The sequence below is a fragment of the Pseudomonas sp. IT-P2 genome (genome assembly GCF_949767575.1).
GTDB classification, from domain to species: Bacteria; Pseudomonadota; Gammaproteobacteria; order Pseudomonadales; family Pseudomonadaceae; genus Aquipseudomonas; species Aquipseudomonas pharyngis.
In genome coordinates, this window is record NZ_CATKQA010000003.1 from 100,854 (window position 1) to 127,841 (window position 26,988).

25 protein-coding genes are annotated in these 26,988 nt (G+C 61.7%); 10 read left to right on the plus strand and 15 right to left on the minus strand.

Annotation, left to right across the window (positions count from 1 at the left end):
• Positions 1-96 precede the first annotated feature (96 nt).
• Positions 97-1,017 (minus strand): TauD/TfdA dioxygenase family protein, encoded by a 921-nt coding sequence (locus ACM6JM_RS02500; RefSeq protein WP_103385555.1) that lies wholly within the window; start codon positions 1,015-1,017, stop codon positions 97-99.
• Between the two features lie 180 nt (positions 1,018-1,197).
• On the opposite strand from ACM6JM_RS02500, the gene ACM6JM_RS02505 reads away from it, so the two are divergent.
• Positions 1,198-2,118: a LysR family transcriptional regulator gene (locus ACM6JM_RS02505; RefSeq protein WP_414881268.1), complete on the plus strand. Its 921-nt coding sequence runs from the start codon at positions 1,198-1,200 to the stop codon at positions 2,116-2,118.
• A gap of 39 nt (positions 2,119-2,157) precedes the next feature.
• Here the strand turns inward: ACM6JM_RS02505 and ACM6JM_RS02510 are convergent, their stop codons facing one another.
• On the minus strand, positions 2,158-3,171 hold the full coding sequence (locus ACM6JM_RS02510) for an ABC transporter substrate-binding protein (RefSeq protein WP_085647921.1): 1,014 nt from the start codon (positions 3,169-3,171) through the stop codon (positions 2,158-2,160).
• Between the two features lie 310 nt (positions 3,172-3,481).
• Here ACM6JM_RS02510 and ACM6JM_RS02515 point away from each other — a divergent pair, with 310 nt between their 5' ends.
• Genes ACM6JM_RS02515 through ACM6JM_RS02525 form a run of 3 tightly spaced genes read left to right on the plus strand, consistent with a single transcriptional unit; the run spans position 3,482 to position 7,517 of the window.
• Positions 3,482-5,080 carry an ABC transporter permease gene (locus ACM6JM_RS02515; protein ID WP_414881270.1) on the plus strand — a complete coding sequence of 533 codons (1,599 nt, stop codon included), beginning with the start codon at positions 3,482-3,484 and terminating at the stop codon, positions 5,078-5,080.
• Complete coding sequence (locus tag ACM6JM_RS02520) at positions 5,077-5,892, plus strand: ABC transporter ATP-binding protein (RefSeq protein ID WP_414881272.1); 816 nt, start codon at positions 5,077-5,079, stop codon at positions 5,890-5,892. Before ACM6JM_RS02515 ends, ACM6JM_RS02520 begins: the two co-directional genes overlap by 4 nt.
• A 14-nt stretch (positions 5,893-5,906) precedes the next feature.
• On the plus strand, positions 5,907-7,517 hold the full coding sequence (locus ACM6JM_RS02525) for an arylsulfatase (RefSeq protein ID WP_414881274.1): 1,611 nt from the start codon (positions 5,907-5,909) through the stop codon (positions 7,515-7,517).
• Positions 7,518-7,626: 109 nt separating this feature from the next.
• Here the strand turns inward: ACM6JM_RS02525 and ACM6JM_RS02530 are convergent, their stop codons facing one another.
• Positions 7,627-8,700 (minus strand): fatty acid desaturase, encoded by a 1,074-nt coding sequence (locus ACM6JM_RS02530; protein ID WP_210710049.1) that lies wholly within the window; start codon positions 8,698-8,700, stop codon positions 7,627-7,629.
• Positions 8,701-8,800: 100 nt separating this feature from the next.
• On the opposite strand from ACM6JM_RS02530, the gene ACM6JM_RS02535 reads away from it, so the two are divergent.
• Positions 8,801-9,805, plus strand: a complete 1,005-nt coding sequence (locus tag ACM6JM_RS02535; protein WP_064592655.1) for an AraC family transcriptional regulator — start codon at positions 8,801-8,803, stop codon at positions 9,803-9,805.
• Between the two features lie 15 nt (positions 9,806-9,820).
• Here ACM6JM_RS02535 and ACM6JM_RS02540 read toward each other — a convergent pair whose 3' ends face one another.
• Genes ACM6JM_RS02540 through ACM6JM_RS02550 form a run of 3 tightly spaced genes read right to left on the minus strand, consistent with a single transcriptional unit; the run spans position 9,821 to position 13,119 of the window.
• A complete protein-coding gene (locus tag ACM6JM_RS02540) occupies positions 9,821-11,044 on the minus strand; it encodes a type II toxin-antitoxin system HipA family toxin (RefSeq protein WP_039772965.1) in 1,224 nt (407 codons plus the stop codon).
• Complete coding sequence (locus ACM6JM_RS02545) at positions 11,037-12,449, minus strand: heavy metal sensor histidine kinase (RefSeq protein WP_414881277.1); 1,413 nt, start codon at positions 12,447-12,449, stop codon at positions 11,037-11,039. The genes ACM6JM_RS02540 and ACM6JM_RS02545 overlap by 8 nt, the downstream gene beginning before the upstream one ends.
• Positions 12,439-13,119: a heavy metal response regulator transcription factor gene (locus ACM6JM_RS02550; RefSeq protein WP_039772967.1), complete on the minus strand. Its 681-nt coding sequence runs from the start codon at positions 13,117-13,119 to the stop codon at positions 12,439-12,441. Before ACM6JM_RS02550 ends, ACM6JM_RS02545 begins: the two co-directional genes overlap by 11 nt.
• A 136-nt stretch (positions 13,120-13,255) precedes the next feature.
• On the opposite strand from ACM6JM_RS02550, the gene ACM6JM_RS02555 reads away from it, so the two are divergent.
• Together ACM6JM_RS02555 and uraH are read left to right on the plus strand one after the other, a co-directional pair.
• Positions 13,256-13,738 (plus strand): GlcG/HbpS family heme-binding protein, encoded by a 483-nt coding sequence (locus tag ACM6JM_RS02555; protein WP_414881279.1) that lies wholly within the window; start codon positions 13,256-13,258, stop codon positions 13,736-13,738.
• Between the two features lie 16 nt (positions 13,739-13,754).
• On the plus strand, positions 13,755-14,165 hold the full coding sequence (gene uraH, locus ACM6JM_RS02560; protein ID WP_007952813.1) for a hydroxyisourate hydrolase: 411 nt from the start codon (positions 13,755-13,757) through the stop codon (positions 14,163-14,165).
• Positions 14,166-14,226: 61 nt separating this feature from the next.
• Here uraH and ACM6JM_RS02565 read toward each other — a convergent pair whose 3' ends face one another.
• Complete coding sequence (locus tag ACM6JM_RS02565; protein WP_414881281.1) at positions 14,227-14,910, minus strand: Crp/Fnr family transcriptional regulator; 684 nt, start codon at positions 14,908-14,910, stop codon at positions 14,227-14,229.
• Between the two features lie 85 nt (positions 14,911-14,995).
• Between ACM6JM_RS02565 and ACM6JM_RS02570 the strand changes: the two genes are divergently transcribed.
• Positions 14,996-15,520 carry a DUF962 domain-containing protein gene (locus ACM6JM_RS02570; RefSeq protein ID WP_085667635.1) on the plus strand — a complete coding sequence of 175 codons (525 nt, stop codon included), beginning with the start codon at positions 14,996-14,998 and terminating at the stop codon, positions 15,518-15,520.
• A 123-nt stretch (positions 15,521-15,643) separates the two neighbouring features.
• Here the strand turns inward: ACM6JM_RS02570 and ACM6JM_RS02575 are convergent, their stop codons facing one another.
• From ACM6JM_RS02575 to dibA, 6 genes are all read right to left on the minus strand, one after another.
• Positions 15,644-16,633, minus strand: coding sequence for a sulfate/molybdate ABC transporter ATP-binding protein (locus ACM6JM_RS02575; RefSeq protein WP_074689378.1), 990 nt, complete (start codon positions 16,631-16,633; stop codon positions 15,644-15,646).
• Between the two features lie 3 nt (positions 16,634-16,636).
• Positions 16,637-17,509: a sulfate ABC transporter permease subunit CysW gene (gene cysW / locus ACM6JM_RS02580; protein WP_011331905.1), complete on the minus strand. Its 873-nt coding sequence runs from the start codon at positions 17,507-17,509 to the stop codon at positions 16,637-16,639.
• Positions 17,510-17,522: 13 nt separating this feature from the next.
• Complete coding sequence (cysT, locus tag ACM6JM_RS02585) at positions 17,523-18,341, minus strand: sulfate ABC transporter permease subunit CysT (protein ID WP_007952818.1); 819 nt, start codon at positions 18,339-18,341, stop codon at positions 17,523-17,525.
• A 71-nt stretch (positions 18,342-18,412) separates the two neighbouring features.
• The gene (locus ACM6JM_RS02590; RefSeq protein ID WP_011331904.1) at positions 18,413-19,426 is read right to left on the minus strand and encodes a sulfate ABC transporter substrate-binding protein; all 1,014 of its coding nucleotides are present in this window, start codon (positions 19,424-19,426) and stop codon (positions 18,413-18,415) included.
• Positions 19,427-19,565: 139 nt separating this feature from the next.
• Positions 19,566-19,748, minus strand: coding sequence for a sulfur starvation response protein OscA (oscA, locus tag ACM6JM_RS02595; RefSeq protein WP_039772974.1), 183 nt, complete (start codon positions 19,746-19,748; stop codon positions 19,566-19,568).
• Positions 19,749-19,938: 190 nt separating this feature from the next.
• Positions 19,939-21,858, minus strand: a complete 1,920-nt coding sequence (gene dibA, locus ACM6JM_RS02600; protein ID WP_039772976.1) for a phosphodiesterase DibA — start codon at positions 21,856-21,858, stop codon at positions 19,939-19,941.
• Positions 21,859-22,005: 147 nt separating this feature from the next.
• On the opposite strand from dibA, the gene desA reads away from it, so the two are divergent.
• Both desA and ACM6JM_RS02610 read left to right on the plus strand, forming a co-directional pair.
• A complete protein-coding gene (desA, locus tag ACM6JM_RS02605; protein WP_039772978.1) occupies positions 22,006-23,190 on the plus strand; it encodes a delta-9 fatty acid desaturase DesA in 1,185 nt (394 codons plus the stop codon).
• Positions 23,191-23,336: 146 nt separating this feature from the next.
• On the plus strand, positions 23,337-24,326 hold the full coding sequence (locus ACM6JM_RS02610) for a GGDEF domain-containing protein (RefSeq protein ID WP_064592624.1): 990 nt from the start codon (positions 23,337-23,339) through the stop codon (positions 24,324-24,326).
• A gap of 27 nt (positions 24,327-24,353) precedes the next feature.
• Here the strand turns inward: ACM6JM_RS02610 and ACM6JM_RS02615 are convergent, their stop codons facing one another.
• The gene (locus ACM6JM_RS02615; protein ID WP_414881283.1) at positions 24,354-25,565 is read right to left on the minus strand and encodes an HDOD domain-containing protein; all 1,212 of its coding nucleotides are present in this window, start codon (positions 25,563-25,565) and stop codon (positions 24,354-24,356) included.
• A 141-nt stretch (positions 25,566-25,706) separates the two neighbouring features.
• Positions 25,707-26,984, minus strand: a complete 1,278-nt coding sequence (gene gabT, locus ACM6JM_RS02620) for a 4-aminobutyrate--2-oxoglutarate transaminase (protein ID WP_007957613.1) — start codon at positions 26,982-26,984, stop codon at positions 25,707-25,709.
• Between the last annotated feature and the right edge of the window lie 4 nt (positions 26,985-26,988).

Genomic DNA, 26,988 nt, shown 5'->3' on the forward strand with positions numbered 1-26,988 from the left:
GCTCCGCGTGGGAACGCCTCAATGGACGCTCTGCGTCCGCTTTGGGACGCGGAGCGTCCCGGGCTGCATTCCCACGCAGAGCGTGGGAACGATCATTCAAACGCCGACGATTTCTGCGCCTTTGATGGTCTGGCTACGCTGCCCATTCGCCCCGACCGGCACTTCCCCTTTCAGCGTCACCCGACGCACCACACGATCCTGAGTGCCGTAATCATCAATCGCATAATGCTGCGTCGAACGGTTATCCCAGATCGCCACATCACCGGCCTTCCAGCGCCAGCGCACGACGTTCTCCTGGCGGATCACATGGCTCTGCAGCAAGCCGAACAGGTGCGCCGAATCGGCCTGGGAATAGCCCTTGATGCGTTTGACGAAATGCCCCAGCAGCAGGCTCTTTTCGCCGCTGATCGGGTGTACACGAACCACCGGATGTTCAGTCTCATAAACGGTCGAGGTGAAGATCTTGCGATAGCGCTCGAGCTTCTCCGCCGACACGTCCGGCTTCACCGCGGCGTAGTCGTATTCGTTGCTGTGCACGGCCACCAGTTTGTCCGCCAGCTCGCGCAACTCGGTCGGCAATTCGTTGTACGCGGTCGCGGTGTTCGCCCACAGCGTGTCGCCGCCGAACGCCGGGGCCACCACCGAGCGCAGGATCGAGGCTTTCGGGTAGGCATCGACGAAGGTCACGTCGGTGTGCCAGGAGTTGGCGCGCTGCCCTTCGGCGCCGTCCAGTTCCAGCAGGTAACGGGTACCCTCGCGGGACGGCACGGTCGGATGCGCCACGGGCTCGCCGAGCAGGTGCGCAAAGGCTTCCTGACGTTGATCGTCGAGCTGGGTCTGCTCGCGGAAGAACACCACCTTGTACTGGATCAGCGCCTGTTGAATGGCTTCAACCGTCGCGGCATCCAGCTCACCGGACAGCTGCACGCCACGGATTTCGGCGCCGATACGGCCGGCCACCGGATGAATGTCCAGCGTGTGGACAGCGGGTTTTACAGCGAGTGCGGCATTGCTCATGGGTAGACCCTCATCGACTGCTTGCGGTTGGACGGCAGCGAAACAACGCTCTATCTATATTCCATTTACATCTAATAGATATTCACATGCTTCGTTGACGGAATAAGAGCTTGCATTTAAAACCTCAAGCAACCTCGTCGCAAATGCCTTCGAGCTATTTTTAGGATGCCGGAAAAGCATATGGATCTTCGCCAGTTGCGCTACTTCATCGCCCTCAACGAACACCGCAGTTTTGTCCGCGCGGCCGACGCCATGGGCATCACTCAACCGGCGTTCAGCCGCAGCATTCAAGGGCTGGAGCAGGAGTTCGGCTGCGTGCTGGTGGATCGCGGCAACAAGGATCTGCGCCCCACGCCCGAAGGCCAGGTGGTGCTGCAACACGCCCTGACCCTGGTGCAAGGCGCGGCGTTGCTCAGCGCCGAGGTGACGCAGATGACCAAGCTCGACGCCGGCGAACTGCACTTCGGTTGCGGCCCGGCGCCAGCGGTGAAACTGGTGCCGGACGCGGTGGCGCAATTCATCAATGCACACCCGAAAGTGCGCACCTGTTTTCAGGTGGATAACTGGGAAAAACTCAGCCGCGCCCTGAGCCGCGAAGAGATCGAATTCTTCATTGCCGACATCCGCCATTTCGAGTCCGACCCGAACTTCCAGACCCAGCCGCTGACGCCCAAGCGCGGGGTGTTTTTCTGTCGGCCGGGGCATCCGCTGCTGGCCAAGGAAAGCCTGTCGACCAACGACATGTTCGACTACCCGCTGGCGACCACGCTGATCCCGCCGGGCATTCGCAAATTGCTGGCGAATCTCAGCGGCCGGATCGACTTTTCGCCGACCATCGAGACCGAGCACTTTCCGGCGCTGGTGAAAGTGGTGCTGCAATCCAACGCGATCGGCGTCGGTACTGAAGAGGCGTTTGTCGAGGACATTGCCCAGGGCTCGCTGGCGCTGCTGCACTGGCGCAATCTGCCGCAGAACCTGGAGAGCATGAATGCGCGGTGCGGGATCGTGAGCCGCACGGGATTCCGGCTGTCACCGGCAGCGCGGGCGATGATCGAGACGTTGGTGGCGGTGGATAAACAGGCGATCAGCATCGCGGTATGAGGGTCATTCCCACGCCTTGCGCGGGAATGACCACATGACTCATAGCTTCGCAGCCGCCAGCTCAGGCGCGACCCACTCGTTCACCTTGAACGGCTTGCGAATCAGCTTCTGCTGCGCCGCCAGATCCACCTTGCCCTGCAGGTTCTGAAGGAACAGCGGATCCAGTGTCGACGGGAACACTTCGCTCAGGTTCTGATCCTTCAGATCCTGGGTCAAGATCACCGGCGGATAGCTCGCCAGCCCCGACACAAGCTGCACATAGGCGTCCTTGTTGCTGTCCTGCGTCAACCACTCCACCGCCTGCTGCTGCGCCTTGAGCAGTTTTGCCACGGCTTCCGGATGCCCATCGACAAACTTGCCAGTTCCCACCAGCACCGACTGCACACTGCCGGCGCCACCGAGATCCTTGGTATTCAGAGGCAACTCGGCCAGGCCTTTGGCCTGCAACGCGGTCAGCCCGGAACTGCCCCACGACGCATCGATCTGCTTCGCCGCCAGCGCCGCTACCGCTGCGTTGAAATCGAGGTTGATCACCTTCACGTCCTTCTCGCTCAAACCCACGCTGGCCAGCGCCGCATCGAACGACAACTGGGTCGCAGTGCCGCGGAAGATCGCTACGCGCTTGCCTTTGAGATCCTGCAGCGTCTTGATCCCCGAACCCGGCACCACGCCCAGGTATTGCTTCACGCCCCGGGCGCTGGCGCTGAGCAGACGCGTATCCAGACCGTTGGACTTGCCGATGATGGCCGCCAGATCTCCGAGATAGGCCAGGTCCACTTGGCCATTGGCGAACGCTTCGTTGATCACCGGTCCAGCGCCCTTGAAAAAGCTCCACTGAATCTTGATGCCTTGATCGGCGAAGGCCTTTTCGAAGATCTGCTGATCGCGCAGCACGTCCACGATGCCCCCGCCGCTGTGCTGGGTACCGGCGCTCAGATCAGGCACGGCAATCCTGATTTCCTTGAGCTCGTCGGCCTGGGCAGAGAACGCCAGCAGCCCCGCCAGCGCCGGCGCGGCAAACAGACTGATGACACGTTTGAAAGGAAGGTTCATGGGTGCGGCTCCTGATCACGGCGGGCATTGAGGAGCCGAAAGTAGGCACATTCCGCATCAACGTTTAAATACTTAAAAAGCACATTTTTATAGCTTTAAACGCTAAGCCAGAGTGCACAGGGCCTGTAGATCGATATGCATGCAGAGCATCGAAAATATTCTCCGAATGCATTGGATGCGCATGGGCTGGAGGCCTTAAATGGTCTGGCTTATCTCCCAATAGCATTGAATTGAATTTTTATATATCAAATTTGCATACCGTACTTCCATGAAGGCAGGCCTGCCTGCAACCCGACAACGGAGGTCACCCATGGCCCGACAATCCCTGCTCAGCCTGCCGCTGCCCGCACCACCGCTGAAAGCACTGCGCTCATGGCCAAGCCTTGGCCAGCGTGTGCTGCCGTGGCTGCTGCCCCTCTCCCTGTTCGCCCTGTGGTGGCTGGCGGCGCGCAATCAATGGATGAGCGAACAGATCCTGCCCGCGCCGTCACTGGTGTGGAGCAGCGCGATCGAGCTGTCCCAGGGCGAATTGTGGAGTCACTTGTGGATCAGCCTGCAACGGTTGTTCTGGGGACTGCTGGCGGGTGTTAGCGCCGGCGCAGTGCTCGGTGCGGCGCTGGGCTTCAGCCGTCGCCTCGAACGTCTGATCTTCCCGACGTTCGCCGGCCTGGCCCAGGTGCCGACGCTGGCGTGGATTCCGTTGTTCATGGTGTTTTTCGGCATCGGCGAAACGCTGAAACTGGTGGTGCTGGTCAAGGCCATCGTGGTTCCGGTGACCTTGCATACGCTGGTCGGCGTGCGCGATGCGCAACCCAAGCTGCGCGAAGCCGCCGCTGTTTTACGTTTGCCTCCACGACTGTTGATCCGCCGACTGGTGCTGCCCGCCGCGCTGCCAGCGTTCATGGCCGGCGTACGCCTGGCACTGGCCGCTGGCTGGACTTCGTTGCTCGCCGTCGAGCTGCTGGCCTCCAGCGAAGGCATCGGTTACCTGATGGTCTGGGCGCGTCAGTTGTTCATGCTCGACATTGTCTTCGTGTGCATCGTAGTGATCGGCCTGATCGGCGTGGCGATGGATCGCGGCATCGGTCTGCTGGACAGGAAACTGGTGCACTGGCCGCACCCAGCCGCGGCGGAGATTCGTCGCGGCCCGCGCTACGAAGGCTGGCAACGCGTGCAGCCGTGGCTGCTGCCGCTGGCGCTGTTTGCATTGTGGCAACTGGCGGTCGATCAGCAATGGATCGATGCCAACATTCTGGTCAGCCCGTGGGTGGTGCTTGAGGCGACGAAAAACGGATTGCTCGACGGCACGTTGATCTCCGGCATGGCCCTGAGCCTGGGCCGCACACTTGGTGGCCTGTTGATTGGCGGCGGCCTCGGCCTCGGGCTGGGTTTATTGCTGGGTCTGTCGCGCACCAGCGAACGCGTACTCGGCCCGACCTTCGCCGCCCTGCGCCAGATCGCGATTTTCGCCTGGGTGCCGCTGCTCACCGCGTGGTTCGGTCTGGGCGAACTCGCGAAATGGGTGTTCGTCGCCCTCGCCGCTTTCTTTCCGTTGTTTGTCGCAACTCAACGCAGCGTCGCCAACCTCTCGCCACAACTCAACGAAGCCGCGCAGGTGCTGCGCCTGAGCCTCGCTCAACGCCTTCGGCGACTGGTCCTGCCGGGCGCCGCGCCGGGGATTTTCGCCGGTCTGCGCCTGAGCCTGATCTACGCCTGGCTCGGCACCATCGGCGCCGAATATTTCATGCCGTCCAACGGCGGCATCGGTAGCCAGATGATCGGAGCCCAACAACTGCTGCGCATGGACCTGATCATGGCCGGGATGCTGCTGGTCGGACTCACCGGCGCCCTGCTCAACCTCATTGGCCAACGCCTGGAAATCCGCGCCACCCGCTGGAGACACGCATGAACGCACCGATTGTCAGCTTCAACCATGTAGGCAAATCTTTTGACGTCGACGGTTTCGAACTGGAGGCGATTCGCGAATTCAACCTCGACATCGCCGAGGGCGAATTCGTCGCCATCGTCGGCTCCAGCGGCTGCGGCAAATCCACCTTGCTGCGTTTGCTGGTGGGCCTCGATACGCAGTTTCGCGGGCAGATCAGCGTCGACGGCAAAGCCGTCAGCGGTATCGGCGGCGAGCGCGGCATCGTGTTTCAGGAACACCGTTTGTTCCCGTGGCTGACGGTGGCGGACAACATTGGCCTGGGCCTGGTCAACGAGCCGCTGGCTGCCTCCGAGAAGCAGCAACGCATCAATGATTTCATCGAGCTTGTGGGTCTGCGCGACTTCACCCGCGCCTACCCGCATCAACTCTCCGGCGGCATGGCCCAGCGCGTGGCGATTGCTCGCGGGCTGGTGGCAAGCCCACGGATCCTGCTGCTCGACGAACCCTTCGGCGCCCTCGACGCGCTCACCCGCCAGCAGATGCAGGACGAATTGCTGGCGATTCGCGAGCGGGCAAAGATCACCACGATTCTGGTCACCCACGATGTCGAGGAAGCGATCTTCCTCGCCGACCGCGTGGTGGTGATGGAACCGCGCCCCGGCCGGATCAAACAGGTGGTGGACATCGCCCTGCCCCATCCGCGCCAGCGCAGCAGTTTCGACTTCCATCAGCTGCGCGAAGAACTGCTGCACGAGCTGACCAGTGACGATCATTACCAACCGAGCGCACCGGTGCAGATCCGCGATCTGCCGCTGTCGTTCATTGCCTGCTGAACAGGAGCCTGTTGATGCCGCAACGTCCCAACTTTCTGGTGATCCTGGCCGATGATCTCGGCTTCTCTGACATCGGCGCGTTCGGCGGCGAAATCGCCACGCCGAACCTCGATGCCCTGGCCAATAACGGCCTGCGCCTGACCGACTTTCACACCGCACCGACCTGTTCGCCGACCCGCTCGATGCTGCTCACCGGCACCGATCACCACATCGCCGGCATCGGCACCATGGCCGAAGCACTGACCCCGGAGCTGATCGGCAAACCAGGCTACGAGGGTTACCTCAACGATCGGGTCGTCGCGTTGCCGGAGTTGCTGCGCGAAGCGGGTTACCAGACCTTGATGAGCGGCAAATGGCACCTGGGCCTGACCGCCGAACTGGCGCCCCACGCCCGAGGCTTCGAGCGTTCGTTCTCGCTGCTACCCGGCGCGGCGAACCACTACGGATTCGAACCCACCTACGATGAACACACGCCCGGCCTGCTGAAATCCACCCCGGCGCTGTACATCGAAGACGACACGTTCATTGACGAATTGCCCAAGGATTTCTATTCCTCCGACGCCTTCGGCGACAAGCTGTTGCAGTACCTCAAGGAGCGCGATCAGAGCCGGCCGTTCTTCGCCTACCTGCCGTTTTCCGCACCGCACTGGCCGTTGCAGGCGCCCGCCGACATCGTCGAAAAATACCGTGGCCGCTACGACGCGGGCCCCGAAGTCTTGCGCCTCGAGCGTCTGGAAAAACTCAAGTCGCTGGGGCTGATCGAGCCGGATGTCGAACCGCATCCGCTGATCCAGCTGACCGCGCAATGGGACGCGCTGAGCGATGAACAAAAACGCATTTCCGCCCGGGCGATGGAAGTCTACGCCGCGATGGTCGAGCGCATGGACTGGAACATCGGCCGCGTCGTCGACTACCTGCGTCAGCAGGGCCAGCTCGACAACACCTTCATCCTGTTCATGTCCGACAACGGTGCCGAAGGTGCGCTGCTGGAAGCCTTTCCGAAATTCGGCCCGGAGCTGATGACGTATCTGAGCCAGCATTACGACAACAGCCTCGACAACATCGGCCGCGCCAATTCCTATGTCTGGTACGGGCCGAACTGGGCGCAGGTGGCGACCGCGCCGTCACGCCTGTTCAAGGCGTTCACCACCGAGGGCGGAATTCGCGTTCCGGCGCTGCTGCATTATCCGCAACTGCCGCTGAAGGGACAGATCAGCCATGGTTTCGGCACGGTGATGGACATCACGCCGACCATCCTCGATCTGGCCGGCGTGCGCCATCCGGGCAAGCAATGGCACGGCAAACCGGTGGCGCCGTTGCGCGGGAAATCGTGGCTGGGCTTTTTGTCCGGCGAGACAGCGCAGGTGCATGACGAACACACCGTTACCGGCTGGGAATTGTTCGGGCGCCGGGCGATTCGGCAGGGTCAGTGGAAGGCGGTGTGGATTCCCGGGCCGGTGGGGCCGGCGACCTGGCAGCTTTACGATCTGGGCAGTGATCCGGGGGAGATTCATGACCTGGCGTCGAGTCAGCCGCAAAGGCTTGAAGCGCTGATCGAGCATTGGCAGCGGTATGTGGAGGAGACCGGGGTGATTTTGAGTGAATCGCCGTTTCAGCCGGATTGAGGGGGCTGAAATATTGCCATCGCGAGCAGGCTCGCTCCCACATTGGATCGTATTCACAATTCAATTGTGGGAGCGAGCCTGCTCGCGATGAGAGCGTTGCAATCACCCATCAAGCCTGAGCTGTACGAGCCTCTTCGGCCGATACCTTCACTTGGCGTACAAACCGGTTCGCCCGCCCGAACGTCCCGAAATCATTAAACCGAACCCCCATCTCCCGCATCACCTTATGCGCCACCGGCACCGTCAGCTGGCGAATGTAAAACGGCTCCTTCACCACAAAATGATGAATCCCGTGACTGCTGCCGAAGTTGAAGCAGAACGCCTGCAACGGCCACAGCCACCACGGGTTCAGCACCTGACATTGCTGCAGCACATTGCCCGGTTCCACATCCCCGTAGTAATGCATGTTGGAGCTGATGAAGTGCAGGCAAAACGTGCGCAACACGTTCGGGCCAATGATCACCACGGCGGCGATATCGATCACCTGCATCACTGAAAGCGTGGTCGCCGACCATTCAATCGGCGAGCCCATCAACGAGGCGATCCCGTTGGCGGCATGGAACCCTAGAAACACATACCACGCCCCCCAATGCACCAGTGCCAGCGGCGCGTAGACCTTCAGCGTGCGCTTGATGATGCTGAACTTGTGCGCCCAGGTCTTGGCCCGCAGCATGCGGATGAACGCTGACATCACGTTGTCCCCGACCATCAGCAACCGCGCAAAACCCCAGGGTTCGCCGTTGGTGATTGCCCGTTCTTCCATGTCGGTTTCAGTGCCGGACACCTTGTGATGATTGAGGTGCAGATGGCGGCGAATCCACGGGTTGATCGTGCTCGGCCGCGCCAGCCACACCAGGCCCATCATCAGGTTGTGCGGCACCCGCTGTTTGCGGAAATACATGCTGTGGATCAGGTCGTGCTCAAGCTCATGGGTCAGCGAAGCGAAGAACGCGTTGAGCAACAGGCACGCCCACCACGCCAGGTGCCCGCTGATATACAGCGCCGCCGAACCGATCATTCCGGCCAGGGCAAAGGCGAGAATCCCGGCGCCGAGTGCATCCTGATGCTTGAGAATCGGGTAGCGCTCGCGCAGCTCCACGCCCTTGGCCAGCACCACTTCGCGAATATGCGCTGATCGCTGGGCAGCATTGTGTCGCTGGGGGCTTGCAGAAGTACGGTCCATGCTTCCATCCTCTGGTTATTGATGTTCGCATCCTGCCCCGCGCGGACTCCAAACGCGGTAGCCGAGAACGCCAACCTGTTGACCGGAAGCGCCAATCAGCATGAAGGAACCGACTTCTCTCGCCAGCTGGACCCGTGCCCTGCGCAAGCAACTCGACGCGCTGGGGCTGGACAGCACTGCCCTGTGCCGGCAGGCCGGGCTCGATCCGCAACTGATGGACGACCCGAACGCCCGCTATCCGTTGTCCGCAACCACCCGCCTGTGGGAAATCGCGGTGCAGGTCAGCGGCGATCCGGCAATCGGCTTGCGGGTGTCGCGGTTCGTCAGCCCCACCACCTTTCACGCACTGGGCTATGCGTTGGTGGCCAGCGGCAGCCTGCGGGAAGTGTTCGAGCGGATCGTGCGTTATCACCAGGTGGTCAGCGACGCGCTGGAACTGGAGCTGACCCGCACCGAGGACCGCTACCGCTTTCGCCTGAAAATCCCGGCCGGCAATCCGGCGCCCGCCTTCGAAGCCATCGACGCCTTTGCCGCCATCTACGTACGCACCTGCCGCAATCGCCTGGGCCGCGACTACGCACCATTGGCGGTGTACCTGCGCCGTCCGGAACCGGTCGATGCGCATCAATGGCACAAGGTGTTCCGCTCGCCGGTGCACTTTTCCGCCGAAGAAGACCGGATCGAATTCGCCCTCACCGACTTCGACAGCCACCTGGACGACGCCAACCCGGAACTGGCCGAGCACAACGAAGCGGTGCTCAAACGCACCCTCGCCCAGCTCAAACCGCTGACCTGGGAGCGCAAGGTGCGCGACGCCATCGAAGAACAACTGCCCGAAGGCGAACCCAGCGCCGAACGCATCGCCCAAGCCCTGCACCTGAGCCTGCGCAGCCTGCAACGGCATCTGGCAGACGAGGGTTGTCGCTTCGACACCCTGCTGAATGAAAGCCGCGAAAACCTCGCGCTGCTGCACCTGCGCGATCCGCAATGCTCGCTGAGCGAGGTCAGTTACCTGTTGGGATTTGCCGACACCAGCAGCTTCAGCCGTGCGTTCAAACGCTGGACCGGAATGACGCCGGGGCAGTTTCGGGATCAGTTGCGCTGAGCGCAAATGGGTCGCTCAACCCTTGGTCAGACTGCGCTCAATCCCGGATTCCCACTGCTCGATCATTGCCGTACCTACCTCGGCGAACGCCTGATGGGTTCGGCAATGCTCAAGCATTTCCGCCATCGCCGTCTGCATGCCATGAACAACCTGCTGCAGTAGTTCATTGCACCGGCCTTCAGTGAGATTGCACGCCGTACGGCCGAAGCGCATCAGCGCCTTGTACTTGGGCCATGCCTTCGACCCGCCCAACAGCAAGGCCAGGCTGTCGTTCCTGATGTAAACCGATGTGGTGATGATGTCGTAAGCCGGGGCTAGCCGGATCGAAGCCTGCGCGCCGCAATGGTCATACAGCACACCGAAGTTCTTCAGATGCGCATCGCCGTTTTTCAGTCCCGCTGACAGCGCCACGATCTTGAAAAAAGCTTCCAGCGCCTGACTCAACAGCGCAGGAGAAACAAAGGCTTTGATCTGTCGGGCAGCGCCTTCGTAAGAACCATCGTATTTGGCTCTGGAAGGCCAGCCATTGAGTACGCAAAAGTCCTCGAAACCCAGATAGCCATGCTCAGTCAGGTCAAAACGCTCGACCACCAGAAACTTGCCCTGCTCACTCAATTCAAACTTTGGCACTTCAAGTCCGCTAAGCGCTGCGGCGCGCATACAGAAGTATTCGTTGGTCGCCAGCTCAGGAAACTCTTCGGGACGGAAGGCTTTGACCAGATGCGTGGAGCCTCGGTGAATCGGGTAAAGAGCGGCTGTCACACCATCGCGTACCAGCACCTTAGGCTGCACGCCTGAAACACCGGAATACTGGCCATGTTTGTGCAACAGATCGTCAAACAAACCATGAACGCCGTCATGTATCAAAAGATCGGACAATAACGTTTCGGGCTGATGATCTGTGAACGATTCGCAGGCTACTGCCAGCCGTCCTAGCTGACTTGAACCCACTATTGCCAGCAACGCAAAAGCATCGAAGTCACGAACTGCTTCGCCGAAGCGTCGAATCAATTCATCGCGCAATGCCCCTTCTGGCAAATTCATCTCGAAAATCGGATGAACACCTCGCTCCCAGCCGTAGTTTTCCATCCGAGCTGACATCGTTAGCGAAACAGCATTCTCAGCGTTCACGCCCTCACAGTATCTGAACACGCTCTCCATGCCGGACTGCCCACGAACGAGTGTCCCTACGGAGCTATCAGCGACGGTGATTTCCAAACCCCGAATCAAATCAATCATGAGAATTCACCCTCCTCGGTGCATCAAGAGGGAAACCAAGCTCAAAAACTGTTCCCTTAACTTCACTACTCACCCGCACCCGCCCCCCATGCAACTGCATGATCGACTGCACGATCGCCAACCCCAACCCACCGGAATCTCCCGGCTCCGCGCGGGACGGGTCGACGCGGTAGAAGCGGTCGAACAGTCTGCCCAGATGCTCATCCGCGATAACCGGGCCGTGGTTGTGGACCTGCAGCCAGCACAGGCCTGGCTCATCGCGTCGGCCCAGGCTGATGACCGAGCCGGCGTCGGCATGACGTACGGCGTTGGCCAACAGGTTGCCCAAGGCGCGTTGCAGCAGTTGCTGATCCGCCAGCAATTCTCCGCTGAGCGTGTTTTCCAGGCGGATTTCACGGTCATCGGCCAAGGCCTCGAAGTAATCGCACAACTCATCGCCGATTTCGTGCAGTTCCAGCGTGCGCAGATCGAGCGCTCGCTCAGCCTGCTCGGCGCGAGCGAGAAACATCAGGTTCTCGGCCATGCGCTTGAGCCGTTCGAATTCTTCCATATTCGACGCCAGCACTTCCTGATACTCGGCGCTGCTGCGCGGGTGATTCAGTGCCTGGCCGTTGCTGGCGAGCAAGGTGTGCAACGGCGTGCGGATTTCGTGGGCGAGGTCGGCGGAAAACTGTGAGAGGCGCTGGAAGCCGTCGTCCAGCCGCACCAGCATGCCGTTCAGCGCGTGCACCGGTTCCAGCAATTCCGCCGGCGTGCCGGCGGTGGGAACGCGTTGGTCGAGGCTGCGCAGGTCGATGCCGCGCAGCGCTTCACTCAGCTTGCGCAGAGGGCGCAAGCCTCGGCGCAACAGCACCAGACCCAGCGTGAAAGCGAGCACGGCACCAAGGCCGACGGCCAGGTACAAGCGCAGGCGATAGCTGCCGAGCATCTGCTCGCGCTCGCTCAAGACCTTGCCGGCGATAACGGTCAGCGCTTCGCCGTTCGGCCCTTGGGCCTGACCTGACAGCAGGGCCAGCTCGACACCGTCCGCCGCCTGCCAGGTCAGCACATCACGGCGTTGCGGCGGCTGATCCCGGGGGATGGCCTGCACGGGCGGCAGTGCGCGCTGGCGAGGGTTGATCGTGATCACATTCGAGCCGTCCGCGCGTTGCACCAGCAGCAGACTGTCGAGGTTGCCCAGCATGTTCTGGTACAGCCGTGGCCGCGCCTGCAGGGCGTCGAGGCTGTCGCTGTCGGCGAGCAGCGCGCGCACCTGTTCCAGGCGACCGAGTAACGCCATGTCGTCGCGCCAGGCGATTTCCGAGGCCAGCGAGCGATACAGGAACACGCCAATCGCGCTGAGTACCAACGCACAGACAGCAGCGAACGCCAGGGCCAGGCGCCAGGCGATGGATCTAGCGCGCATCGTCGGGCGCTTCGAGTTGATAGCCGACCCCGCGCACGGTGTGGATCAGTTTGGGCATGTATGGATCATCGACTTTCGAACGCAGCCGACGCACCGCGACTTCGACCATGTTGGTATCGCTGTCGAAATTCAGGTTCCACACCTGCGAAGCGATCAGCGTGCGCGACAGCACTTCACCCTGACGGCTGGCGAGCAGATGCAGCAGGGCGAATTCCTTGTTGGTCAGGGCGATGCGCTGGCCGCCCCGGCTGACCCGGCGGCGCAGCACGTCGATTTCCAGGTCGGCGATGCTGTACGACTCGGCCTCGCGCATCGGCCCGCGCCGCAACAACGTGCGCACCCGCGCGAGCAATTCGGCGAAGGCGAACGGCTTGAGCAAATAGTCATCGGCCCCCAGTTCGAGGCCGCGCACGCGGTCTTCGATGGCGTCCTTCGCCGTCAGGAACAGCACCGGCGTGGCGCCGCGCTGGCGGATCAGCTGCAGCAGTTGCCAGCCGTTGAGGCCCGGCAGCATCACGTCGAGGATGATCAGGTCATATTCCTGCTGCTCAATAAAGTAGCGACCGTCGAGGCCATTCAGCGCCACGTCCACGGCAAAACCCGACTCACCCAGCCCTTTGGCGATGAAGTTCGCGGTTTTGGCTTCATCTTCTACGACCAGCAAACGCATGGCACACCTCGATTGATCAGAGACACAGGCTAGGCCCCTTCGGCGACGTTGCCCATTACAAACTTGTAATCCGACTGACGAGGTTTCGACGGGGTCCGGCGGATAAGGTGGTGGCCTTCGCTTTTGGAGCCTGCCCATGACCGCTAAATACTTGATCGCCAGCCTGGCAATCAGCTTCGGCACCGCCGCAATCGCCGCGCCTGAGCTGCCCCGTCACGCCGACCTCGATCTGAAAACCGCACGGCTGCTGGCCGACGCAGCACTGGAAAACTGCACCGGCACGGTATCGGTGCTCGACCGTGGCGGCAACCTGTTGGTGACCTTGCGCGGCGACGGTATCGGCCCACACAACACCGCCGCCAGCCAACGCAAGGCCTACACCGCGCTATCGACGAAATCCCCGACCCGATTGTTTGCCGAGCGCGCCCGCAGCAACCCGGAAACCGCCAACCTCAACACCCTCGCCGAGCTGCTTTTGCTCGGCGGCGGCATCCCGCTGTTCGCTGGCAAGGAACTGGTCGGCGCCATGGGCGTGGCCGGTTCCGGCGGCGGCGAGCAGGACGAAAACTGCGCAATCAAGGCTGCCGACATCGTCGGCCTGTCCATCAACCGTACTTGAACCGAGGAACATCACCATGACCCCACTGCGCATGACTTTTGCCGCGCTCGGCCTGAGCGCTTTTTCGAGCCTGGCGCTGGCCGCCGGCAACCCGCTGAGCGTACACGTACTCAATCTGGAAAACGGCCTGCCGTCGCCGGGCATCAACGTGACGCTGGAGCGCCATGTCGGCCAGGACTGGCAGCCGCTGGCGCAGGGCACCACCAATGAACAGGGACGGATCGCCGAACTGTTCCCGGCGAACAAACCGTTCGAGGCCGGTGAGTATCGGGTGGTGTTCAAGACCGGTGAGTACTTCGAGAAGACCAAGCACGAGACGTTTTTCCCGGAGATTCCGGTGATCTTTAAAGTGAAGCAGACGGATCAGCACTACCACATTCCGCTGCTGCTGAGCCCTTATGGCTTCTCCACTTATCGCGGTTCGTAAAAACAACATCGATCCAATGTGGGAGCGGGCAAGCCCGCTCCCACAGGGAAACCCGTGTTCTTCAGAGGGTCGCCAGCGCGCGCAGTCGCACAGCGTCGAGGATTTCGATCTCGCCATAACTCAAGCCGATAATCCCCTGCCCCTGCAACTCCTTGAGGATCTGGTTGGTGGTCTGCCGCGACAGCGACAGCATCGACGCCAACTGCTCCTGAGGCAGTTGCAGCACGCGGCGCGGCGGGTCCAGTTCGCCATAGCCCTCGGCGATCATCAGCAAGCGATGAGCCAGACGTGCCGGGGCCGGCAGCAGGCTCAGCTGTTCGAGGTTGATGAAGGTCAGGCGCAGCTTGTGGCTCATCAACAGAGCGAGATGCCGCCAATAAACAGGTTGCTCGTCGAGCAGTTTCAGCAGTGTGGCCTGGGGAATGTTCAGCAGGGTGCAAGGCCCGACCGCGTAGGCATCGTGGGTGCGGGGCTGGCCGTCGAACAGACAGATTTCGCCGAACCAGTGCGGCGCCTCCACCAGACTGAGCAACGCCTCCTTGCCCTGCTCGCTGACCGCGCCGATGCGTACCGCGCCGTCGAGCACCGCGTACAGGCCGCACGGCGCATCGCCGCGCTGGAACAGCCGCTGCCCCGCCGTCAGCCGCCGCTCCTTGGCCGCCGCCAGCAGACTATCCTGAAAGGACGAGGGCAGATGACTGAACCATTGCCCGGTCAGCAGACGCTCACGCCAGACCTTATCCATGCGTTCTCCGAAAGATTGTCGCCTGCCTGACAGAGCGAGCCGTGAACCCGGGGCATGATTCGATCACCCTACAGGAGGAACAACAATGAAAAGCCTCGTCGATCATTTGAGTCAATACGCCGCTTACCACCGTGACCCGCGCAACATCGCCAGCCACTTTATCGGGATTCCGCTGATTGTGGTGGCGGTGGCCGTGCTGTTGTCGCGGCCGGAATGGGCGGTGGGCGGATTGTGGATTTCCCCGGCGGTGATTACTGCCCTTGCGTCGGCGTGGTTTTACCTGCGCCTGGAACTGAAACTCGGGGTGTTGATGACCGTGTTGATGGGGCTGTCGGTCTGGGCCGGGCATGTATTGGCGCAGCAGAGCACCATGGTCTGGCTCAGCAGCGGTCTGGCGATGTTCGTGATCGGCTGGGTGATCCAGTTTGTCGGACACCATTACGAGGGGCGCAAACCGGCGTTCGTCGATGACGTGAGCGGACTGATTGTCGGGCCGCTGTTTGTGGTGGCCGAACTGGCGTTCATGCTCGGGATGCGGCATGAGCTGAAAGAGCAGATCGAGGCGCGGGCGGGTGTGGTGCGGGTCAATCCGCATCGCGCGGCTGTCTGAACCACTGCCCGGCTCGCTCGTTCCCACGCTCTGCGTGGGAATGCATCCCGTGACGCTCCGCGTCACAGTGGACGCGGAGCGTCCATAGCGGCGTTCCCACGCAAAGCGTGGGAACGAGCGAGATCAAACGTTGGCGACTTTCTGCCAGACCTTCGGCTTGAAGAACAATGTCTCCCCTTTCGCCAACCCGGTCAGGCTGTCGTGGTCTTTCACCACTTCCGCCTCGATCAGATCAGCCTGGCCCTCAACCTTCAACGTCACCCGCGTGGTCGCACCCAGCGGCCGGATATCGCGGACTTCAGCGGCGTGGTGATCCTCCAGTTCATGCCGCGACAGCGACACTTCGTGCGGGCGGAACAGCACGTGGTTGTCATCGCCCAGATGCAGACGGTTCGAGTCGCCGAGGAAGTGATAGACGAAATCGCTGGCCGGGTTTTCGTAGACGTCGCCCGGTGAGCCGATCTGCTCGATCACACCCTTGTTCATCACCACGATGCGGTCAGCCACTTCCATCGCCTCTTCCTGGTCGTGGGTCACGAACACCGAGGTCAGGTTGATGTCTTCGTGCAGGCGCGCCAGCCAGCGGCGCAGCTCTTTACGCACCTTGGCGTCGAGGGCGCCGAACGGCTCATCGAGCAGCAGCACTTTCGGCTCTACCGCCAGGGCGCGGGCCAGGGCGATACGCTGACGCTGGCCGCCGGACAGTTGCTCCGGATAACGATCCGACAGCCAGTCCAGTTGCACCATGTTCAGCAGCTCGTGGACCTTGGTCGCGATCTGGCTTTCGTTCGGGCGCTGGTTTTTCGGTTTCATGCGCAGGCCGAACGCGACGTTGTCGAACACGGTCATGTGGCGGAACAGGGCGTAGTGCTGGAACACGAAACCGACGTTGCGATCCCGCACGTCGTGGCCGGACACGTCCTCGCCGTGGAACACGATGTTGCCGTTATCCGGGGTTTCCAGACCGGCAATGATGCGCAGCAAGGTGGTTTTGCCGCAGCCGGACGGGCCGAGCAGCGCCACCAGTTCACCGCTGTGGATGTCCAGGCTGATGTTGTCCAGCGCCTTGAACGCATTGAAATTCTTGCTGACGTTACGCACTTCGATCGACATGAATTATTCCTCCGCGGCGCTGGCGCGCAGGCGGTTGATACGGTTTTCGCTCCACTGCTTGAGCAGCAGGATGAAGAGCGCCAGGATCAGCAACAGGCTCGCCACGGCGAACGCGGCCACGTGGTTGTATTCGTTGTAGAGGATCTCGACGTGCAGCGGCAAGGTGTTGGTCACCCCGCGAATGTGCCCGGAAACCACCGACACCGCACCGAACTCACCCATGGCCCGCGCGGTACACAGCACCACGCCATAGATCAGGCCCCATTTGATGTTGGGCACGGTCACGTGCCAGAACATCTGCCAGCCGTTGGCGCCGAGCAGGCGCGCGGCTTCCTCTTCCTGAGTGCCTTGTTCCTGCATCAGCGGGATCAGTTCACGGGCCACAAACGGCACGGTGACGAAGATCGTCGCCAGCACGATGCCCGGCAGGGCGAAGACGATCTGGATGTCGTGATCCTGCAGCCACGGCCCGAACAGGCCCTGGGCGCCGAACATCAGCACGTAGACCAGACCGGCGATCACCGGTGATACCGAGAACGGCAGGTCGATCAGCGTCACCAGCATGCTCTTGCCGCGGAACGAGTACTTGCTCACGCACCACGCGGCGCTGACACCGAACACCAGGTTCAGCGGCACCGACACCAGCACCGCGATCACGGTGAGTTTCAGCGCCGACAAGGCATCCGGTTCAAAGATCGCAGTGAAGAATGCACCGAGGCCGTTCTTCAAACCCTGCGACACCACGATGAACAGCGGCAGCAGCAGAAACAGGAAGAAAATCAGCCAGCCGAGGCCGATCAGGATCCGCCGCGAAGTGGCGCTGCCACGGCGGGCGGCGTTGGCCGAGGAAGCGGCCGCAATAGACGATTGGGACATGGTTCGCGCCTCCTTATGGGGTTTCGATGCGCCGCTGCAGCAAGTTGATCAGCAGCAACAGGACGAAGGAAACCACCAGCATCAACACGCCGATGGAGGTAGCGCCGGTGTAATCGTACTGGTCGAGCTTGACCATGATCAGCAGCGGCAGGATCTCGGTTTTCATCGGCATGTTGCCGGCGATGAATATCACCGAACCGTACTCGCCGACGCCACGGGCGAACGCCAGGGCGAAACCGGTCAGCCAGGCCGGCAACAGCGCCGGCAGCAGAATGTGGCGGAACACCTGCAACGGCTTGGCACCGAGGCATGCGGCCGCTTCTTCGACTTCACGCGGGATGTCGGCCAGCACCGGCTGCACCGTGCGCACCACGAACGGCAAGGTCACGAAGGTCAGCGCCAAAGTAATCCCGAGCGGGGTGTAGGCGATCTTGAAACCGAGGTCGGCGGCGAACTGCCCGACCAGTCCGGTCGGGGTGTACAGCGCCGTCAGCGCAATACCGGCCACCGCGGTCGGCAGGGCGAACGGCAGATCGATCATCGCGTCGATCACCTTGCGCCCCGGGAACGTGTAACGCACCAGCACCCAGGCCAGCAACGTGCCGATGATGCCGTTGATGATCGCGGCGCACAGCGCGGTGCCGAAGCTCAGCTTCAATGCGGCGAGCACGCGGGGCGCGGAGATGATCGTCCAGAACTGATCCCAGGTGAGTTGGGCGGCGTGGACGAACATCGCCGCCAGCGGGATTAGCACAATCAGGCTGAGGTACACCAAGGTGTAGCCCAGCGTCAGCCCGAAGCCGGGTATGACGGGGGAGATACGACGCGACATAAAAGTCCTTGGTTTGAGAACGCACAAAGCCCCGACGGTTAAATCGGGGCTCGTTTATGACCTATTTCAGATTACTGCGCCTGATAGATCTGGTCGAACACGCCTCCGTCGTTGAAGAATTTCGGCTGCGCGGTTTTCCAGCCGCCGAAGTCCTTGTCGATGGTCACCAGCTCCAGTTTAGGGAATTGCTGGGCGTACTTCGCCGCCACGTCCTTGTCACGCGGACGGTAGAAATTCTTCGCCGCGATTTCCTGACCGGCCGGGCTGTACAGGTGCTTGAGGTAGGCTTCGGCGATCTGCTCGTTGCCCTTCTTCTCGGCGTTCTTGTCGACCACAGCCACCGGTGGTTCGGCGAGGATCGACAGCGAAGGCACGACGATGTCGAACTTGTCCTTGCCGCCGTCTTCTTTCAGCGCCAGGAAGGCTTCGTTTTCCCAGGCCAGCAACACGTCACCCTGACCGTTGTTGACGAAGGTGATGGTCGAGCCACGGGCGCCGGTGTCCAGAACCGGTACGTGTTTGAACAGGGTTTGTACGTATTCCTTGGCTTTGGCTTCGTTGCCGCCGTTGGCTTTCAGGCCGTAGGCCCACGCCGCGAGGAAGTTCCAGCGTGCACCGCCGGAGGTTTTCGGGTTCGGGGTGATCACCGAGACGTCATTCTTGATCAGATCGCCCCAGTCCTTGATGCCTTTCGGGTTGCCCTTGCGCACCAGGAACACGATGGTCGAGGTGTAAGGAGTGCTGGCGTCCGGCAGACGCTTCTGCCAGTCGGCCGGCAGGGTCTTGCCGAGCTTGGCGATTTCGTCGATGTCGCCGGCCAGGGCCAGGGTCACGACGTCGGCGCGCAGACCGTCGATCACCGCACGGCCCTGCTTACCCGAACCGCCGTGGGATTGCTGGATTTTCACAGTGTCGCCGGCGTGCTCCGACTGCCAGTACTTAACGAACTCGGCGTTGTAATCCTGATACAGCTCGCGCGTCGGGTCATACGACACGTTGAGCAGTTCGTAATCCTTGGCAACCGCGGAACCGGCAAACACAGCACTGGCCAGGGCGGCCAAAGCGTAACGGCGAATCGACGACATGGTGAAAGCTCCTGGAATTCTTGGTGGTGGCTTTTTCTTATGGATTGCGAAAATCGGGTTGCCTGTAAAGATCACCGCCTGCGCCCACTCTTGCATTGATCCCCGGCAAGAGCGGGCGCAGGCTGGAATCTTTCTGGATTCAGCTCGGTTTGTTGCCCGGTTGCTGCAAGCGGAATTTCTCTTTGCGTTCGATCTGGACCACCTGGGCGTTATGCACAGTGATTTCCACCGCGCCGAAACGCAGGTCGCGCAAGGCGCTCTGGATTTCGCGCAAAATGGTGCTTTCGTCCTGACCGTCAACGCTACGCAGGGATGCGCTCATGGTGCTGCTCCTTTGTATGGGATATGCCTGGCAGTGGGCGGCACTGCGTTCGGCGTGGGAGCAATATAAGAGAGGCGCGGATATTCTTAAAAAGACTATTTAAGAATGTTTATATAACTGGAAAACATTATGTGATGCAGCAAGGGTTTGCGGCGGATTTGCCCGCCGGCAAACCCGCCGTACGCCGTCATCAACCGATCAAGGGCGCCCGGTTCCAGTCGATTTGCGCTTCCGGGACCGGTCGCCCAAACCAGTAGCCCTGCCCCAGATCACAGGCCTGCTCCAGCAGGAACGCGGCCTGTTCCACCTGCTCGATGCCCTCGGCATGCACCTGCATGCCCATGCTGCGGGCCAGGGCGATGATCACCCGGACGATCGCCGCATCGTCCTCGTCCCACGGCAGGCCGGCGACGAAACCCTGATCGATCTTGAGCTTCTGCACCGGCAGGCGCTTGAGCCGCAACAGCGACGAATAACCGGTGCCAAAATCATCGATGGCCAGACGAATGCCCAGTTCGCGCAAACGATGCATCTGTTCCAGTGCGACCTCCGGATCGTCCATCACCGCGCTTTCGGTGACTTCCAGCTCCAGATAGGCCGGATCCAGGCCGGTCTCGTGCAGCACCTGCGCCACCTGCTGATACAACTCGCGGCGAGCAAATAACCGCGAGGACACGTTCACCGCGACAAACGACAGCACCACCCCGCCCTGCTGCCATTGGCACATCTGCCGGCAGGCCTGCTGCATGACCCAGGCGTCGATTTCCGAGATCAGCCCGGTACGCTCGGCAATCGGGATGAACTCCGCCGGCGACACCAGGCCCCGCTGCGGATGCTCCCAGCGCACCAGCGCCTCGACGCCGATCAGGCGACTGGTTTGCAGGTCGTGCACCGGTTGGTAGTAGACCCGCAGTTCCTGCTGCTCCAGCGCGCGGCGCAACTCGAAGGCGATTTCGACCCGCTGCTGGGCGTGAGCCGTGAGTTCTTCGGTGTACAGCGCGTAGCCATTGCGGCCGCTGCTCTTGGCCTTGAACAGTGCCGCATCGGCGTTGCGCAACAGCTGTTCGGCGCTCAGTGCATCGCTGGGAAACAGGCTGATGCCGAGGCTGGCGTTGATGAACAGTTCATGGCCGTCGAGGCAGAACGGCTCCTTGAGCGCATCGAGAATACGCTGAGCCAGCGCTGCCGCCTGCGCCGGCTGTGGACAACTTTCCAGCAGAACCGCGAATTCATCGCCGCCCAGCCGCGCCAGGGTGATGCCCGGCCCGAACAACCCCTGCAAACGCGCGGCGACGGCCTTGAGCAAACGGTCACCAATGGTGTGACCGAGGCTGTCGTTGATCAGTTTGAAATGGTCCAGATCGATCATCAGCAATGCGCAGCCGCGCTTGTGGGTCTGCGCCGATGCCAGCGCCTGTTCGGCGCGGTCGCTGAACAGCAGGCGGTTGGGCAGGTCGGTCAGCGGATCGTGGTGGGCCAGGTGCTTGAGTTCGTGCTCGGAATCCTTGATCGCGCTGATGTCGGAAAACACCGCGACGTAATGGCTGAGCCGGTTGTCATCGTCACGAATGACCCGGATCGTCTGCCATTGCGGGTAGATTTCACCGCTCTTGCGCCGGTTCCAGATCTCGCCGCTCCATTCGTCCCGCGCCTGTAAAGAAGCGAACATCGCCTGATAGAACCCCGGCGGATGGTGCCCGGACTTGAACAGGCTGGGCTGCTGGCCGATGACTTCATCGCGCTGATAACCGGTGATTTCCATGAACGCGCGATTGACGTGCACGATCAGCCCCTGCCGGTCCGTGACCAGCACGCCTTCGCGTGTGCAATCGAATACCGCAGCGGCCTGACGCAGGCGTTCGCGATCCGCCTGGCGTTCACGCAATCGGGCGCCGATGCCCAGGCATTCGAACAGCCGCGCCCGGGCCAGGAAGATCAACCCGGCGCTGAGCGCCACGAACAAGTAGCCGTTGATCAGTTGCCAGCGCAGCAACTCGTCAGAGCTATCGAAGAAACTGTTCAATAAATAACCAGTACCTTGCAGCCAGACCACGGCAAGGACCAGGTAAAGCAGCGCTGCACGCAAGGCATCGCGGTAAGTGGCAGACATTCGGCCGTCCATGTCCCTACAAAAATGTCGGGATTATAGGTCAAGAAACATCCAGCCATCTCTTATCTGAAAGGGCGACTGGTTTTATCTGTGTGCTTGGTGATAATGCAACGGCTGTTTTTTTCTTTATCGAGGGCCCTATAGCCTATGTGGTACGAAGGTTTTCTTGGCTTGTCGGCCTGGTCGCTGGTCGCCGTCACCCTGGTGATGACCCACGTGACGATCGTTGCCGTCACGGTCTACTTGCACCGCTACTCGGCCCATCGCTCCCTGGAGCTGAATGCCGGGCTGAAGCATTTCTTCCGTTTCTGGCTGTGGCTGACCACGGCGCAGAACACCCGCGAGTGGACTGCCATCCACCGCAAACACCACGCCAAATGCGAAACCGAAGACGACCCGCACAGCCCGGTCGTCAAAGGTCTTTCCACCGTCCTGCGCAAAGGTGCCGAGCTGTACCGCGAAGAAGCGCAGAACCCGGAAACCCTGCGCATCTACGGCAAGAACTGCCCCGAAGACTGGATCGAGCGCAACCTCTACAGCCGCTACCGGCTGCTGGGCGTGGCGATCATGGCCGTCGTCGACCTGCTGCTGTTCGGCACCATCGGCATCACCATCTGGGCGATCCAGATGATGTGGATCCCGGTCTGGGCGGCCGGTGTGGTCAACGGCCTCGGCCATGCCGTCGGCTACCGCAACTTCGAATGCCGCGACGCGGCGACCAATCTGGTGCCGTGGGGCATCCTGATCGGCGGCGAAGAACTGCACAACAACCATCACACCTACCCCAATTCGGCCAAGCTGTCGGTCAAGAAGTGGGAGTTCGACCTCGGCTGGGCGTGGATCCAGGTCTTCAGCTTCCTGCGTCTGGCCAAGGTCCAGCGGGTCGCGCCGATCGCCCACCGCGTCGAAGGCAAGGGCAGCCTGGACATGGACACCGCCATGGCGATCCTCAACAACCGCTTCCAGATCATGGCCCAGTACCGCAAGCTGGTGATCGGCCCGCTGGTCAAGCAGGAACTGGCCAAGGTCGATCATTCGGTACGCCACCAGTTCCACCGGGCCAAACGCCTGCTCTCGCGGGAAACCAGTCTGCTGGAAGATCGCCACCACGCGCGCATCCAGAACATGCTCGAGCACAGCCAGGCGCTGAAGGTAATCTACGAGAAACGCCTGGCCCTGCAGCAGATCTGGGTCAAGACCAGCGCAAATGGCCACGACATGCTCGCCGCCATCAAGGAATGGGTACACGAGGCCGAGGCCAGCGGCATCCAGTCCCTGCGCGAATTCGCTGACCAGTTGAAAACCTACTCGCTGCGCCCTGTCGCCGCCTGAGTGCCGTTGATCGGTGCGCCCGGTTCCCGTGCGCACCCTTCGGAACTTCACCCTCGATCCCCTATCTCAAAGACACTTCGCCACCCCCGGCGGGTTTTCCCGTGGCCGTTGTCGATTGATCGGCACGCCCTTTGAGATTCGTGTCGATGGTCAACAACAATCAAAAAGACTCATCCCCTCCCCAGTGGCCCGAGGCCGCGCAAACCCTGATGGCATTGATGCACGCCCAGGGCGAAGTCGCCCGGCTCAGCGAGCGCGAGCAGCTGTTCAGTTCGCTGCTGGTCAGCGTCAACGCCGTGCTTTGGGCCTTCAACTGGGAAACCCGTCAGGTGTTGTACGTCAGCCCCGCTTACGAGCGGATCTTCGGTCGTTCCGCGGGCCTGTTGCTGGCCGACTACAACCAGTGGCGCGACAGCATCTACCCGGATGATCTGGAATACGCCGAACGCAGCCTCGCCGAAGTGCTGCACAAAGGCGCCGTGGAAGACCGCGAATACCGGATCATCGCCGCCGACGGCCAGGTTCGCTGGGTCAGCGACAAGTGCTTCATCAATCGTCAGGACGAACCGGGGCAACCGGTGATCATCGTCGGCATCGCCGAAGACATCACCGACAAGAAGCAGATGGAAACCGAACTGCAACGCCTGGCCACCACCGACGTGCTGACCCAGAGCAGCAATCGCCGGCACTTCTTCGAATGCGCCCACCGGGAATTTGAACAAGCCCGCCTGCAAGGCGCGCAAATGGCATTCCTGCTGCTGGACATCGATGACTTCAAAGTGATCAACGACACCTACGGCCACCCGGAAGGCGACAACGTGCTGCAACGAATCGCCGAATGCGGTCGTGCCTCGTTACGCCGGGGAGACCTGTTCGGGCGGATTGGCGGTGAGGAATTCGCTGCGGTTTTCCCGGGCTGTGCGCCGGACATGGCGATGCAGGTGGCCGAACGGCTGCAACGGGAAATCCAGCGGCTGAGTTTCAATCACGGTGAACAGACGTTCGGTATCACCGTCAGCCAGGGCCTGACCAGCCTCACCCCGGAAGATGAAAGCCTCGACACCCTGTTCGCCCGCGCAGACGCGGCGATGTACGAGGCCAAACGGCAGGGCAAGAACCGGATCATTTCCGCCTGATTCAAGAGCGGATGCGCAATCAAGCCGCTATTTGCGCATCCGCATCAGCTCCGGCAAGCCGATTTTGAGCAAGCGCGCCGTGCGGCTCTTCGCCAGATCCTCGACGCCTTCATGCTCGGTCAGCCGCGCCATCTGCGCCGCCATGTTCATCACCAGTGCCTCGCGGGAATACACCCCGCCACCGAGCTGGTAGACCGAGGCAATCAGCTCGCGCAGTTCCAACGGCAAACGCCAGCGAGTGCGCAGCGCCGAGCCATACGCCGCACCGAATTCGGCCAGCGCATCGCCGACTTCTTCCAGTTCATCCAGCTCGCCGCCGGCCTGCTTCCACTCTTGAAGACAACGCAGCAACGCCAGATCGCCGAGGCGATGGAGCATCCCGGCGCAGTAGCAGCGTTCCTGATCCAGATCGAGCAGACGCGCCAAGGTGCGGGCGTATTCGGCGGTGTGCAACGACAGGCCCCAATAGCGCTCGGCGTAGTCGGCCAGACACGGGTCGCTGAGCCGGGCGCTGCGCTTGAGTGCCAGGCCAAGGATCAGGTTCATGCTTTGCCCGGTGCCCAGACGATGCAGCGCCTGCGCCAGGGTCTGCACCGGCGCGCCATGATGCTGGGCGGCGCTGTTGGCGGCGGCAATCAACACGGCGGTGATCTGCGGATCGGTGCGGATTTCCTCTTCCAGCAGCTTCAGATCCAGCCCGTTGGGATTGAGGCTGCGCTTGACCGCCACTTGCACGTCGGTCATCAGCGGCGCGCCGTCGGCCTGTTCGCGGCGACGTTCGAGGAATACCGAGAGGGTCATGCCCGGCGCCAGCGCCGGTACTTCGCAGAACACTTCCTCACCGGCGTTCAGCAGCAGCCCCTGCAAACGCTCGGTCAGGCTTTCCATGTTCAGGGGTTTGGCCAGGTAGGCGGTCGGCGCCAGCGGCAAGGCTTCGCGCACGCTGGCGCTGTCGTTGCGACTGCTCATCAGAATGAACGGCAGCGGCGGGTTGCGTTTGCGCTGGCGCACGCTGCGCAACACGTTCAAGCCATCGACGCCGGGCAACTCCCAGTCGACGATCGCCAGGTCATAGGGCACTTCGCTGAGCAGCGTCATTGCCTCCTGGCCATCGGCGCACAGATCCAGCCGCGCGTCGCAACGCACATTCAGCAACACTTGTTTGAGCAGGTCACGAGACCACGGGTCGGCCTCGGCAATCAGGACTCTTGGTACAGCGGGTAAATCGACGGCCGTCATGCTCGCCCTCCCTTGCAATGCTTGAACCTTAGCCAATGCTGGCGTTTCGGTACAACCCGAAAACCGCGCAGGTGTTTCTCCCGGCATGAAAAAACCCGCCGAAGCGGGTTTTTTGTCGATCCGATCACACGGTGCTGCGGATTACAGCTCCGAGAAGCACTCTTCGATGATCGCCAGGCCTTTGTCCAGTTGCTCGTCCGGCGAGGTCAGCGGTACCAGGACGCGCAGCACGTTGCCGTAGGTGCCGCAGGACAGCAGGATCAGGCCCTTGTCACGCGCCTTGGCCACGACAGCAGCAACGGCGGTCGGGTTTGGCTTGTGGCTGTCGCCGTTTTCGAACAGCTCGACCGCGATCATGGCGCCCAGGGCACGGACTTCGCCGATCACCGGGTACTTGGCCTGGATGGCTTTCAGGCCGGTGACCAGACGCTCGCCGACAGCCTTGCAGCGGTCCAGCAGTTTTTCTTCTTCGAACACTTCCATCACGGCCAGGGCCGCGGCGCAAGCGATCGGGCTACCGGCGTAGGTGCCGCCCAGGCCGCCTGGTGCGATGGCGTCCATGTATTCGGCCTTGCCGCACACACCGGCCAGCGGGAAGCCGCCAGCGATGGATTTGGCGAAGGTGGTCAGGTCGGCAGCAACGCCCATCTGTTCCATGGCGAAGAAGGTGCCGGTACGGCCAGCGCCGGTCTGCACTTCGTCAGCGATCAGCAGGATGCCGTGCTGGTCACACAGGGCACGCAGACGCTTCATGAACTCTTTCGGTGCGACGTAGAAACCACCTTCACCCTGCACAGGCTCGATGATGATCGCGGCGATGTCTTTCGGCTCGGCGTCGTTCTTGAAGATGCGCTCGATGGAAGCGATCGAGTCGTCGATGCTCACGCCGTGCAGTTCGTTCGGGTACAGCGCGCGGAAGATGCCGCCTGGCATCAGGCCCATGCCGGCCGAGTAAGGCACGACTTTACCGGTCAGGCCCAGGGTCATCATGGTGCGACCGTGGTAAGCGCCGGTGAAGGCGATCACGCCAGCGCGGCCAGTGGCGGCACGGGCGATCTTGACGGCGTTTTCAACGGCTTCGGAACCGGTGGTCACCAGCAGGGTTTTCTTGGCGAAGTCGCCCGGTACGCGAGCGTTGATTTTCTCGCACAGTTCGACGTACGGCTCATAGGCCAGCACCTGGAAGCAGGTGTGGGTCAGCTTGTTGAGCTGCTCGGTCACGGCGGCGATGATTTTCGGGTGCACGTGGCCGGTGTTCAGTACGGCGATACCGCCGGCGAAGTCGATGAATTCACGACCTTCAACGTCGGTCACTGTCGCGTTCTTCGCGGACTCGGCGAAGATCGGGTGAATCTGGCCAACACCACGTGGAACAGCTGCGGTACGACGGGCCATCAGTTCAGCGTTAGTCTTGCTCATTACA